Origin of the sequence: Pseudoalteromonas sp. ESRF-bin5, assembly GCF_002632075.1 — a bacterium.
In the GTDB taxonomy this organism is placed as follows: Bacteria; Pseudomonadota; Gammaproteobacteria; order Enterobacterales; family Alteromonadaceae; genus Pseudoalteromonas; species Pseudoalteromonas marina.
Genome location: NZ_NTLW01000016.1, coordinates 1 through 13011 on the forward strand (window position 1 = coordinate 1; position 13011 = coordinate 13011).

At 38.1% G+C, this 13011-nt stretch carries 15 protein-coding genes and 1 other annotated feature; of the genes, 10 read left to right on the top strand and 5 right to left on the bottom strand.

The window, feature by feature from the left end; translation table 11 throughout:
- From BCG07_RS00170 to BCG07_RS00180, 3 genes are all read left to right on the top strand, one after another.
- Positions 1-791: segregation and condensation protein A (locus BCG07_RS00170; RefSeq protein ID WP_286887927.1), on the top strand; the 791-nt coding region annotated here is incomplete at its 5' end.
- Positions 792-946: 155 nt separating this feature from the next.
- On the top strand, positions 947-1498 hold the full coding sequence (locus BCG07_RS00175; RefSeq protein ID WP_006792206.1) for a cytochrome b: 552 nt from the start codon (positions 947-949) through the stop codon (positions 1496-1498).
- 1 nt (position 1499) lies between these two features.
- The gene (locus BCG07_RS00180) at positions 1500-2078 is read left to right on the top strand and encodes a YceI family protein (protein ID WP_006792205.1); all 579 of its coding nucleotides are present in this window, start codon (positions 1500-1502) and stop codon (positions 2076-2078) included.
- A 58-nt stretch (positions 2079-2136) separates the two neighbouring features.
- On the opposite strand, the gene BCG07_RS00185 is transcribed toward BCG07_RS00180, so the two are convergent.
- On the bottom strand, positions 2137-2970 hold the full coding sequence (locus tag BCG07_RS00185; RefSeq protein ID WP_286887931.1) for a transporter substrate-binding domain-containing protein: 834 nt from the start codon (positions 2968-2970) through the stop codon (positions 2137-2139).
- A 661-nt stretch (positions 2971-3631) separates the two neighbouring features.
- On the opposite strand from BCG07_RS00185, the gene BCG07_RS00190 reads away from it, so the two are divergent.
- Positions 3632-4183 (top strand): dienelactone hydrolase family protein, encoded by a 552-nt coding sequence (locus BCG07_RS00190; RefSeq protein WP_006792202.1) that lies wholly within the window; start codon positions 3632-3634, stop codon positions 4181-4183.
- A 40-nt stretch (positions 4184-4223) separates the two neighbouring features.
- Here the strand turns inward: BCG07_RS00190 and BCG07_RS00195 are convergent, their stop codons facing one another.
- Positions 4224-5024, bottom strand: a complete 801-nt coding sequence (locus BCG07_RS00195; RefSeq protein WP_286887933.1) for a M61 family metallopeptidase — start codon at positions 5022-5024, stop codon at positions 4224-4226.
- Between the two features lie 184 nt (positions 5025-5208).
- Here BCG07_RS00195 and icd point away from each other — a divergent pair, with 184 nt between their 5' ends.
- Positions 5209-6477: an NADP-dependent isocitrate dehydrogenase gene (icd, locus tag BCG07_RS00200; protein ID WP_286887944.1), complete on the top strand. Its 1269-nt coding sequence runs from the start codon at positions 5209-5211 to the stop codon at positions 6475-6477.
- A gap of 12 nt (positions 6478-6489) precedes the next feature.
- On the opposite strand, the gene BCG07_RS00205 is transcribed toward icd, so the two are convergent.
- A complete protein-coding gene (locus BCG07_RS00205) occupies positions 6490-6927 on the bottom strand; it encodes a hypothetical protein (protein ID WP_006792199.1) in 438 nt (145 codons plus the stop codon).
- Between the two features lie 520 nt (positions 6928-7447).
- Entirely contained in the window at positions 7448-8395 is a 948-nt protein-coding gene (locus BCG07_RS00210; protein ID WP_008131472.1) for a LysR family transcriptional regulator, read from the bottom strand.
- A 117-nt stretch (positions 8396-8512) separates the two neighbouring features.
- Between BCG07_RS00210 and aceK the strand changes: the two genes are divergently transcribed.
- The 3 genes from aceK to BCG07_RS00225 all read left to right on the top strand — a co-directional run bounded on the left by aceK (position 8513) and on the right by BCG07_RS00225 (position 11626).
- Positions 8513-10288, top strand: a complete 1776-nt coding sequence (gene aceK, locus BCG07_RS00215; protein ID WP_286887938.1) for a bifunctional isocitrate dehydrogenase kinase/phosphatase — start codon at positions 8513-8515, stop codon at positions 10286-10288.
- A 54-nt stretch (positions 10289-10342) separates the two neighbouring features.
- Positions 10343-11305 (top strand): zinc-binding dehydrogenase, encoded by a 963-nt coding sequence (locus tag BCG07_RS00220; protein ID WP_286887940.1) that lies wholly within the window; start codon positions 10343-10345, stop codon positions 11303-11305.
- 69 nt (positions 11306-11374) lie between these two features.
- Positions 11375-11626 carry a DUF2999 family protein gene (locus BCG07_RS00225; RefSeq protein ID WP_008131476.1) on the top strand — a complete coding sequence of 84 codons (252 nt, stop codon included), beginning with the start codon at positions 11375-11377 and terminating at the stop codon, positions 11624-11626.
- 75 nt (positions 11627-11701) lie between these two features.
- Here BCG07_RS00225 and BCG07_RS00230 read toward each other — a convergent pair whose 3' ends face one another.
- Positions 11702-12115 carry a fasciclin domain-containing protein gene (locus tag BCG07_RS00230; protein WP_502694036.1) on the bottom strand — a complete coding sequence of 138 codons (414 nt, stop codon included), beginning with the start codon at positions 12113-12115 and terminating at the stop codon, positions 11702-11704.
- 123 nt (positions 12116-12238) lie between these two features.
- On the opposite strand from BCG07_RS00230, the gene BCG07_RS00235 reads away from it, so the two are divergent.
- Together BCG07_RS00235 and BCG07_RS00240 are read left to right on the top strand one after the other, a co-directional pair.
- Positions 12239-12559, top strand: a complete 321-nt coding sequence (locus BCG07_RS00235) for a transposase (protein WP_036934229.1) — start codon at positions 12239-12241, stop codon at positions 12557-12559.
- Positions 12517-12633: a sequence feature (AL1L pseudoknot), on the top strand. It overlaps the preceding gene by 43 nt.
- The coding region (locus BCG07_RS00240) for an IS3 family transposase (protein ID WP_286887942.1) at positions 12562-13011 on the top strand (450 nt) is incomplete at its 3' end. It overlaps the preceding feature by 72 nt.

Sequence of the window (13011 nt, forward strand, 5' to 3'; positions counted from 1 at the left end):
ATGAGCCAGTGCAGCAAAATCTGCCACTGGCTTTTTTGCATGGAAAGGCCGTTGTTGATAAACCTGAAGACTTATATATTCCACCCGACGCACTTGAAGTTATTTTAGAAACCTTTGAGGGGCCGCTTGATTTACTTCTTTATTTAATAAAAAAACATAAGCTTGACGTACTTGAACTTTCAATATTTAGTATTACAGAACAATATGTTAGCTATGTTGAAATGATGAGCGAATTTCAATTAGAGCTTGCTGGTGAGTATTTAGTCATGGCGGCATTGTTAGCGCAAATAAAATCACGGCTGCTTCTTCCTGTTCACGAAGAGCTCGAAGAAGAGGAAGACCCTCGTGCTGAACTAATTAAACGCCTACAAGAATACGAGCAGTTTAAAAAAGCAGCTGAAAATTTGGATGATATTCCTCGTGTTGGCCGTGATATTTTCGTTGCTCATGCGGTAATGCCCATTAACGACGATACAAGCAAAAACCTACCCGAATTAGAACTCAAAGATTTAATGCTTGCCTTAAGTGACGTTATGGCGAGAGCTAAAACCTTTGAGCATCATCAAATAACAGCAGAGGTGTTATCAACCCGCGAACGCATGAGCCAAATATTACAACAGCTTTCCAAAGCAAAGAGTGCAATTGTTTTTAACGAACTTTTTAAAGCATCAGAAGGTCGCAGCGGGGTTGTCGTAAGCTTTATAGCTATACTTGAGCTTATCAAGGAAGGGCTTATCACTTGCCTGCAAGTTAATGAAGAGAGCTTAATATACGTAAGCCTCACTGAATAGCCGCTTCGAGTAAAACTGAAACACTCTCTTTAACCACTAAATTCCCCTATGTAAACCATTTATGTGCATATACGCACACAAGCTGTTTGCACATGCTATTTTACTGCGCACTTCTTTTCTATATCTTGTTGTTATCAAAACACAGGATATTAATTATGTTTAAAAACACCCCACTCTCATATGGGTTAGTTGCCATTATATTGCATTGGTTGATGGCGTTTACCGTTATTGGCTTATTTGGTTTGGGTTTATACATGGTTGAACTTACCTACTATGACAGTTGGTACAAAGGTTCTCTTGATTTACATAAAAGCATTGGAATTACGCTTGCAGCTATTTTGATTTTTAGAATTTTATGGCGTGTTTTTTCTAAACAGCCAAAACCGCTAGGTACAAATACTAAAGTCAATCAATTAGCACATACTGCCCACATAGCTATGTACATTTTATTAGCTGTGATTGTGGTAGCTGGTTATTTGATCTCAACTGCAGATGGAAGGCCCATTGAAGTTTTTACCCTGTTTAATGTGTCTGCTCTCGACTTTGTTTTTGATGATCAAGCTGATATAGCAGGAAAAGTTCATTACTACGGTGCATGTATATTAATTGGTTTTGTTGTTTTACATGCATTGGGTGCACTAAAGCACCATTTTATAGATAAAGATAAAACTTTAACAAGAATGATTACCCCATTGAAGGAAGATTAATATGAACAAACTATTACTAAATACAGCTGTATCGGCGGCTCTCGTTTTATCAGCATCGGCTGTAAATGCTGCTGAATATGTTATTGATACAAAAGGGGCACATGCTTTTGTGAACTTTAAAATAAAACATTTGGGTTACAGCTGGCTACATGGACGTTTTAATACGTTTGACGGTGAATTCAATTATGATGCAGAAAAACCTAATGCTTCACAAATAATGGTAAATATAGATACAACCAGTCTTGACTCTAACCATGCAGAGCGAGATAAGCACTTACGTGGTAAAGATTTTTTAAATGTTGATAAATACCCAACGGCTACATTTAAAAGTACTAACATTACATTTAACAACGATGATTCAGGCAAAGTAACTGGTGACTTTACATTACATGGTGTAACAAAAAGTATTACCTTTGAAATAGATAAAATAGGTGAGGGTCAAGACCCGTGGGGTGGTTACCGCGTTGGATTTGAAGGCGAAACAAGCCTTAAATTAAGTGACTATGGCATTAACTATAATTTAGGACCTGCGTCGACGCATGTTGATATTGGGTTATTTATTGAAGGTATTCGTAAATAAGCAGGGTTGTAATTATACAACTAACTTTGAAAGCGCCACATTACGTGGCGTTTTTTTCTTAGTTCATTCTTGTTTTTAGCAATGGCTTTAAATGCTCGGGCAACCACTTTGATAAGGCATTTATGTATGCATCAGTTTGTTTGATTACTTTAAGGTGTTTGTTTAGCAAAGCAATATTTTTAATCCCTTGCTCGGTTTTAGTGCAACCTATAAAACCATAGCTTAACGCAGGTGCTTCAGTTAATGGTCTTTGGGTTAAGTTATCTTGAAAGTTCATAGATTTAGCTAAATAAAAATGTTCACTTGGGTAGCCAAGTAAAATATCAATGCGTTTTAAGTTAAGCATATAGGTAAGACTTGCTAAGCTATCTCGGGTAGGGCGAATAACAATGTCAACATCGGGCGTTGAATTAATTATACTATCGATAGCTTCCCCATAAGAGCGACTCAAAGACACGCCTAATGTTAGCTTTTTCTCTTGTAGTAAATCATACAAAGACACCTCAGCGTCGTTTTTAAGCGATAGCGCATTTGCTAGCTTTTTATGTAGTGCAACAGAGGGAGATAAACCAACAGTAGAGCTCTCTTGTGTAAATACCATTTGTTGCTTTCTGTTTTCGTTTTTATAAAGAGAAAGTACGCACGCGTCATTCGTTTTATCAGAAAGGGTTTGAATTAGCTTACTTGCAGGCACCACAACACGATTGAATTTGATATGAGGTAGTTGGTCTTCGAGTAATTTTATGATTGTTTCGTCGCGGCCTTGGCCCTGATACTTACCATTTAATATATAGTAAGGTGCAAAGTCGTTGATTAACCAGTTAATTGTTTGAGCATGACAAACTGAAGTTAGAGAGCAACAAAATAAAAGAGTGAAAAGTACACGTAACATTGCAGTAACCAACGAATGTAATTGGATTATTGTTTTAACACTTAAGTATTAAAAAGTAAAATGCCAGCAACAAGGCTGGCATAATATTACGTGTTATCGCGCATGGGATTGCGATATAGCTTTGCTTAGCTAACTTTTAGCCACTTAACAAATTGACGCGCATCGCTAGCTTTTTGAAACAATGCGTTTTTTAAACCTTGTGTATCACTAAAGATAACACGATGTTTATTAACTGAAATTGATTGCACAGGATGTGCTATTTGGATCATAGATCCGTTATATTTATAAGACATAATAAAACTCACTTTATTCTTGTAATTTATTCTGCGCTATTTTTTATAGCAGATTGCAGTCAATAAATTAACGATGTTGTGTTTAGCTTCATTACAGTGTTGACGATCTTTATGACACTTTTACGATGATTGTAAAATTCATCTCGGTATTATTTAAGGGGTACTCGCCGTACAATAACTTAGCTTTCAAATATACGTTGTGCGGGGCTTACTGGATCAGGGTAAATAGGTTAACCGCAGTGGTTTCTTAAAACCAGAGAGGGAATGTAACCTAAATAAATTATGCTCGCAAGTTATTTGTATAGTTTTTGTAGTGTAGACTTTATCAACTGGGTTAAATACTTTGAATTACACCAAAAGGGAATCGTATGCATTACATAATAGTAAGTGATATTTACGGAAAAACACCGGCTTTACATGACTTTTGTAAAACATTAAACACTCAGTTCACCCTTGTTGAACCTTACAGTGGGAAAGAGCAAGCTATTGAAAGTGAAGAACTTAACTATAAAAATTTTATAAAAGCATGTGGCCACAACGTGTATACGGCAATGCTGCATAAACAATTTGATAGACTCACAGAGCCAACAATTTGCATTGCCTTTAGTGCAGGGGCTAGTGCCGCATGGCGAGCCCAGTTATTAACAAGCAATCCACATCTTAAAAAAGTGGTTGGTTTTTATCCATCACAAATACGAAACTACTTAGATTTAGACGCAAGTGTACCCTGTGAGTTTATTTTTCCTTACGATGAGGTGCACTTTGATGTTACTGCTGTTATTAATGAGCTTAATAAAAAACAAAACGTAATTTGCAAACCAACAGATTATTGTCATGGATTTATGAATAAGCGTTCTTTAAATTATAATGAACAGGCTTATCAATACTTTTGTAACTATTTAACTTCAAATGATTTTTAGCATCTTGGTGATAGACGCCTAATTTTAAAATCAATACAGCTCAAAGTGTGTTTATTAATTTTTTAGTCACGTTTGGAAAGTCAGTGCGGTTTTTATACTCTGCATATAAAGAAGTAAAAATACTACTACGTGAGAGTTTATCTAGGTCTTTGATAAACGTTTTAGCACTTGAACGTGCTGTTCTACAGCATAGTTGATAGGCTTTTATTATTTCAGCAAGGGTTTGACCTTGCTGGTGAAGTGCTAAATCGGCTTCAACAAAAAATGCAGCGCCTGTCCAATACACACGTTGCTGTGCACCTTGATTCCACATATCTGCAGAAAGCTCACTTAAGGGCTGCGACTTGGTTTTGCTTTGTAGTCTGCCTCTATTAAACCCAGCATCTAATCGTTGAACAAATTGCGCTTGGGTTATTACACCGCTGTCTCGCATAATTACGTTTTGCATATAACTAGCAAACCCTTCACTTAACCAAAAAGCAGAGTAGGGGAAAAGCGGCAAATATAAATGCGATAGCTCGTGATATAGGGTCCAGTCTTTAGTAAATGCATTTAAACTTGCGTATCTATCAATATGAAGTTCAATCCCATCGGGATTGCTCCGCTTTACCGTTGCCCATGGTACAGGCTCAAATGCAAAATATTGCGGCTTTAAATAAATAGGCAAGGTAGTTTGCTTTAAAGGCCCAAGCGTATTTTCAGTTTTTTTTACACTCTGATCAATCCAGGTAGAAACAACTTGCTGGCCATTTTTAGACAGCGAGTCTAGCTTGTGTATGTCAACCTCAAGAGCGTAGATGTTTAAAGAGCATAAAAATAGCAACGTCCACAATAATTTCATTAAAACCCCTCTATATTTAAAAATTAATACGAACCGTACACGCTATAAGACCATCCTTTTAACTACATAAGCACATCGTATTTGTTATTTTTTAAACTGATACCAACTATAAAAAGGCAATTAAAGACACGCCTTAATTAACATGGTTTAATCGACCATATACATTGATTTATAGGCTTTAATGATGCAATACCAACATATAAAAATGCCAGAACAAGGGCAATATATAACGGTAGATGAGCAAGGGCAGTGGGTTATTCCTTCAGAGCCTGTTATTGCCTATATTAATGGCGATGGAGTTGGGCAAGATGTTATGCCCGTTATGAGAAATATTGTAGATTGCGCTATTAAACACTGTTACAAAAACAAGCGAAAAATACATTGGATGCAAGTGTTTAATGGTCAGCAAGCAGCCAAGCTTTACGACGGTGATTGGTTTCCACAAGAAACAATACAAGCAGTAAGAGCCTGTAAAATAGCAATAAAAGGGCCATTAACTACGCCTTTGGGCGGAGGGTTCCGCTCTTTAAATGTTGCTTTACGCCAAGAAATGGATTTATTTGTAAATATGCGCACTATCAGAGGGTTTAGTGCTTTGCCTTCTCCTTTAAAAAATCCTTTTTTAACCAACATTACGGTTCTTCGTGATAGCAGCGAAGATGTATATTCGGGCATTGAGTGGCAAGCAGGCAGCATTGAAAGTGAAAAAATGCTCGACTTTTTATGTGAAGAAATGGGGGTAACACGTCTTCGGTTTTCACAAGATTGCGGCATAGGTATAAAAAATATATCCAAAGAAGGCTCTGAGCGATTAACACGTTTCGCTCTTAATTTTGCCCTTAATAACAATCGAGATTCTGTCACTTTTGTTCATAAAGGCAATGTGCTTAAGTTTACAGATGGCGCATTTAAACGTTGGGGCTTTGCACTCGCCAAAAAGGAATTTAATGCTATTGAACACGAAAATGGCCGCTGGCTGAAAATTGAGCGTGCTGGGCAGTCGCCTTTAATAATTAAAGAAGTCATTGCCGATAACATGCTGCAACAATGTTTAATGAACCCTGAGCAGTTTGATGTAGTGGCAACTACGAATCAAAATGGGGACTTTTTAGCCGATATGCTCAGCGCTCAAGTGGGCGGTGTGGGTATTATGCCTGCTGCAAACTTGAATAATGATGTGGCTTTTTTTGAACCTACTCATGGTACATTTGAGCGAATTGCAGGGCAAAACAAAGCGAATCCAAGCAGCAGTATTTTGAGCGCAGTACTCATGCTTAAATTTATGAAATGGGATGAGGCTGCATTAACTATTGAAAATGCTCTAGAAAACACATTAGCAAGTGGGTATGTTACTTTTGATTTAACCCAGCAAGGCATTGATACTTCAAAAACTCATAACTCGACAACCTTAAGCTGCACAGACTTTGCAGATAAAGTTATCGAGCACTTTTAAACACATTCATTATTAAGCTGCTGAGGCAGTTTTAACTGTATGTACGCATGGGCGATTAGTTAACTGTGCGGCACGATGGTAGATGTCGTGTGCATTTGGTTCATCGCATTGTGTACCACTAAGCGTATCCATTAAAGCAACAACAATGATTGCAGGAACCTGGCAGCAATATTCATCAAGTACCGCTTCAGTTGTTTGCGCATCCACATGACAGTGCGGATGGTTTTGCAGTTGGTAAGCGTTCAATAGAGTTTGTACTTCAAGTACATCGTTTGGTTGGTGCTTAGTTTTACGACAAGTACACCCAAACTCATCAACTAATGTTGCCAGTGTTTGGTAAACATCTGTTGTTTGTAATGTTGCTTTAGAACATAACTGCTCTTCAATGAACTGATGTAAGTTAGCGTCGATGAATAACCCGTCTTGGCGTGTGAAAGAAGCTGTTGTCATAATAATTACTCTTAGTTTGTTGGCTTAACTTCACTCTAGCGCTAACTGTATTATTAATGAAATTGTTGTTTTCAATAACTGACATTGATTAAATCAATATTAAGTTTTATTCATTTAATTTACGCTAAATTTATCGGCTTCTTTTTTATTTAATTTGGTGCAAAAAATAAATAAATGCACAAAAGTGGTACAAATTTCAGAAGAAGGAGTATAGGGTTATTTGTTAAGTTATTGAATTAATTTAAAATAAAAAACATGGTATCGGCTTTGCTAATTGTTAATGAGTAAGGTTACTCCCCTTGCTAAGACTTATACGACTCCAAAGCAAAACATCGAGACACTCACTTTATTAAAGTGAGTGTCTCGATGTTCTATTTATTGAAAAATTAGTTTTTAAACGTTGTGTTTTTCTTACCTCTCACCAAGCCCGTCATTTTTAGTATGTATTTACTAGCAAATTGAATGTGTGCTTTTAGATTTTTTCAGTATTATCCGAGGCACGTTACAGATATTTTAAAATTTACCTATCTGCTACTGTTTTAGCGAACTCAAGCATTTCGCGGCGTAACCATTGATGCGCTGGCGCATGGTGAAGCAGTGGGCTCCATATCATTTTTACCTCAATAGGCACTATTTGAAACGGGGGGGGACTTATTACTAAGTTAGTATGTGTTGTTAATAGCTTAGCTTGCCTTCGTGGTAATGTTGCCACCAGTTGCTCTGATTGGCAAAGTAAACTGGCAATCATGTAGTGGCGGGTAAATACCCTAATTTTACGTGTTTGCTCTAACTGCCAGAGTGCTTCATCTACCCAGCCTAATTTTTGTTTACCTGACTTATTAGTTACTGCGGCTTCAGGGCCCCAACCAGCCCGGTTCACCCAAATATGTTCTTTTTTGAGGTAATCATCGAGTGTGGCGTTTTGTAAAAAAGTATTTTTGGGGTGTGTTAAACAGCAGTAGTTATCGCGCCATACTGTGGCTTGGTGAAACGATCGCGGTAATCCGTTAAAACGATTAATAGCAAGGTCTATGGTGCCTTTTTCCATGTCTTGTAGGTTAACATCGCTTGGGCTTAAAACGTCAAAATTAATACCCGGATTTTTATTTAATTGCGCTGTTATAAATGGCGCAATTAACGTTGACTCTAAGTAGTCGTTTGCCATTATTCTAAAGGTTATTTCAGCCGTAGCGGGGTTGAATTGCTCACTAGGTTGAGTAATTGCTTCAGCCATTTTTAATAATGATTCTATTTCGGGTTTAAGCAGGAGTGCTTTAGCTGTTGGGGTCATTGACCCTGCAGCGCGAACAAGAAGCGGATCTTCAAATAAGTCGCGTAATCGCTTTAATGCATTACTCATTGCCGGTTGTGTTAGCGCTAATTTATTGGCGGCTTTAGACACACTTTTTTCGTCTATAAGCACGTTTAAATAGACGAGAAGGTTGAGATCGACGTTACGTATATTCATTAGATCAATCTTATTTATTTGCTGTATTAATTATCTAAATTAAAGCCTGCTTGCTAAGGTGTAAACAATTAATAAAAAATAACCGCCATAACGAATAAAAATATAAGTGTTGTTAACATGCCAAATACGTTAATCGATGATTCAAATAATGCTCTTCAAAAGGTGATCGCAACTAAGCTTGCACGTTCAGTATTTGCAGGGTTTGATGCGATGTTTGCTGAGTTTTTAAATATAACACTTGGTGCACAAAGCCGGTTTGAGCAGCGCCAATATCATGATGTACAACGTGCAATGCGCGATCGGTTACAAGTTTATGAGCGTCAAGTAAAAAATGTGAGTGAAGCGGTTAAAATAATTGCTTATCAAGAACTAGACTGCCCACACACATGGCAACTAGCTAAAAATATTTATGGGGATATGGTTGAGCACCATGAGAATAAACCCATTGCGCATACTTTCTTTAATTCAACATTTGGTGCTATTTGGGACGATAAAAAAATTCGTACAGTGCATTTATTTGTATTAAAAGCCAAATACCGAAGTGAACCACGCTCATTTGAAAGTTTAGTAAGTAGAATATCGCTTCAAAATGGGTTTGAAACCGCAATTTCACAGCTTATTACTACGCAAATGTTTAGAGTTCCGTTTTGCCAATTAAATGCCGATTTAAAGCGTTTACAGCAAACCCTAATGCAAGGTGCTAAGCATCAATGTAAGCAGGTCTATGAACTGATAAATTTAAACGACGGGTTTATTGAATACGCAAACTCGTTATTTTTTAGAAATAAAGCCTGTTATTTGATTGGCCGTTGTATCGCTAAAAATGGCGATAACATGCCGTTTGCTATTTCTATTTTAAACACCGAAAAAGGCTTAAGAATAGATGCGGTTATGATGGGCGCCGATCAATTAAGCTTGTTATTTGGCTTTGCCCGTACATATTTTATGGTAGATACAGACCAACCCGCGCGTTATGTTGATTACCTTAGTGTACTTATGCCGCATAAAAAGCGTTTTGAATTATTTAACGCTATTGGCTTTATTAAACACGCTAAAACCGAGTTTTACCGTTACAAGGTTGATACCACTAAAAATAGCCCCGCAAGTTTTAAATATATAAACGCACCAGGTACACCTGGCATGGTAATGCTGGTATTTACTATTGAAGGCTCAGATTACGTATATAAAGTAATAAAAGATAAATTTAGTGCACCAAAAACCGCAACTAAAGCACAAGTAAAAGAAAAATATAACTTTGTAAAGCAAGCCGACCGAGTAGGGCGATTGGTAGATACACACGAGTTTAGGTATTTAGCGTTTGATTTGAGCCGCTTTAGTGAAGAACTATTAACGCAGATGAAAACACACATTGATAGCAGTTTAGTTATATCGGGCAAGGCACTTATTTTAAAACATGTGTATGTTGAACGAAAAATGACACCTCTTAATTTATATATTAACCACTGCGATAAACACGCATTGGACCATGTGATGCTTGATTATGGAAAAGCAATTAAAGATTTAGCTGGGGCGAATATATTTCCAGGTGACATGCTAATGAAAAACTTTGGCGTTACTCGCTGGGGGCGAGTTGTGTTTTACGACTTTGATGAGATTTGCCCACTAACTCAGTGTAATTTTAGAGATGTACCTCAAACACAAAATGCATTAGAGGAGTTAAGTAGTCATTCTTATTTTGATATTGATGAAAACGATATATTTCCCAGCCAATTTAAGGTTTTTTTTAGCGCAAATGCTCATGCACTTGAGTGTTTTAACACCCACCACAGTGACTTATTTACAACAACCTATTGGCAACAGTGCCAGCAGCAAATACAAAATGGTTTTTTACCTGATGTTTACCCGTACAAGCAAAGCTGGCGGTTTAAATAGAAATAATTACCCCCATGTTTAAAGTACAACTTTAGTTAAAGCAAAGGAGTGGTAATGAAATATATTTCCCATGAAAGCGGAAACCTTGCCTTTAGTAATACCCGTAAACCGCATCTAAAAAATCATGAAGTGCTTGTTAAAGTGGCTGCAATTGGCGTGAATCGTGCTGATTGTATGCAACGCCAAGGTAAGTACCCAGCCCCAAAAGGTGACAGCCCAATTTTAGGTTTAGAGTGTGCAGGCACTGTGGTAGAGCTGGGTAACGAAGTTGATAAAAGCTGGCTCGATAAACGCATTTTTACACTGTGTGCAGGTGGCGCTTATAGCGAATATGTTGCCGTAGATGCTAAACAATTAATTGAACTACCCGATGATGTAACTATGGTTGAAGGTGCAGCCATAAGCGAGGTGTATTTAACTGCTTTTGGTGCATTATTTGAGCTTGGCAAACTACAACATGGGCAAACGGCATTGATACATGCAGGGGCCAGTGGCGTAGGTGGTGCCGCTATTCAAATGGCAAAAAGTGCAGGGGCAACTGTTGTTATAACCGCAGGTTCTGATGAAAAATGCCAGCACGCAAAGTCGCTGGGAGCAGATCATACAATTAACTACAAAAACACAGACTTTGTAGATTACATGCAAAGCCGTAATTTAACCGCTAATGTAATTGTTGATCCCGTTGCAGGCAGTTATTTAAACAAAAATGCCCAAGTTGCTGCCATGGATTGCCAAATAATTATGCTTGCCTTTTTAGATGGGCGTTTTGCTGAGGTTGATTTTGCAGCCCTTTTACGTAAAAGGATTTCGTTTCATGCGTCAACCCTTCGTAACCGCAGTATTGATTTTAAACGCCAACTAAGAGATGACTTAGTAGAACGCTTTTACAACGACATAGCATCTAAAAACTATGACTTTAATGTGTACAAAACGTTGCCATGGACACAGGCTCAAGAGGCACATGCAATATTAGAGCGCAACGAAAACGCGGGTAAAGTCGTATTGCTTGTAGAATAACGCTTTATTTTACACGTTATGCCCATATAATTCAGTCATACACACGTTATTATAAAACCAAGGTTAAAAATGAATCCAATAATTGCAATTTTAAAAGAACATAATGTAAGTGATGAAAAAGTAAAAGCGTTATTCGAGGCGTTTACACAAAACCCAATGATGGCTATGGCGCTTGTACAGGAGCTTGGCATACCGCCTGAAAAGCTTCAGCAATTAATGGCTGTTGTTATGACACAACCTCACTTAATCAAAGAGGCTACCGATGAGTTAGGTTTAGACTTTGAAAAAGTAAAAGAAGCGAAAGAAAAGCTTAATCAGTAATAAGGTCTAAGTATTTGTTAAAAAGAAGCATAAGCTTACGTTTATGCTTCTTTTTTTGTACATAAATTTTGCTGCTTATTCTTTTGGAAGAAGAACAGTGTCAATTACATGGATTACGCCATTACTTGCTTTAACATCTGGCATCATCACGTTAGCGTCGTTTACCATCACACCCATGTTTGTTTTAATCATTACCGACTGCCCCTGGAGTGTTTTGGCACTATCTAACTTAGCCACCTCTTTTGCCATTATTTTTCCAGCGACAACATGGTAGGTTAGCACTGCTGTTAACTTCTCTTTGTTTTCTGGCTTTAACAGCATCTCAACGGTACCGTCAGGTAACTTTGAGAAAGCGGCATCAGTTGGTGCAAAAATAGTGAATGGTCCTTTGCCTTTTAGAGTATCAACTAAACCGGCTGCTTTTACGGCTGCAACAAGTGTTGTGAACGAGCCATTTTCAACCGCAACATCAATCACATCTTTCTTCATGCCATGATGGTTGGCTTGCGCAGAAAATGAAAACCCTATGCTTGCGGCGGTAATTAAAATTGCGGTGGTTATCTGAATCGCCCCGTGTTTGCCAGAGACTCAATAACTTGAGAAACTGGAACTATGAAAAAATCAAATCGCTATACATCAGAATTTCGTGAACGTGCAATTAGGCTTGTTACCACACAACAGCATGAATACCCCTCTCTTTGGGCTGCGCTAGTATCGATTTCAGATAAACTGGGATGTACACCAGAAACACTTAGAGCATGGGTCAAGAAGTCTCAAGCTCAACCGTCTAAACCATCTTCTAACACTCAATCAACTGAAGAACGACTTGCCGCCTTAGAGCGCGAGAATAAAGAGCTCAAGCGAACGAATGATATCCTGAGGCAAGCTGCCGCTTTTTTCGCCCAAGCGGAGCTCGACCGCAAACAGAAGTAATAGTGGATTTTATTGATGCTTGCCGAGAGCATTACGGTGTCGAGTCAATTTGCAAGGAATTGCCGATTGCACCATCAACGTATTATTCTCATAAACAGATACAAAGAGAGCCTGAGCGACTGTCTAACCGCAAAAAGCGTGATGCTGAGCTGCTGATACTCATTCGCGAAGTGTGGGAGGATAATATGTCAGTTTATGGTGCAAGAAAAATATGGAAGCAGCTACAGCTTGACGACCATCAAGTCGCCCGCTGTACAGTCGAACGATTGATGCGAGTTATGGGAATTCAAGGTGTTCGTCGGGGTAAAGCACATAAGACAACGATACCTGACGAGCAACAAGATAAGCCACTTGATTTAGTTAATCGTCAATTTACTGCTGAGCAGCCAAATCAACTTTGGGTAGCTGACATCACCTATGTTGCCACATGGAGTGGGTTTGTTTATGTCGCT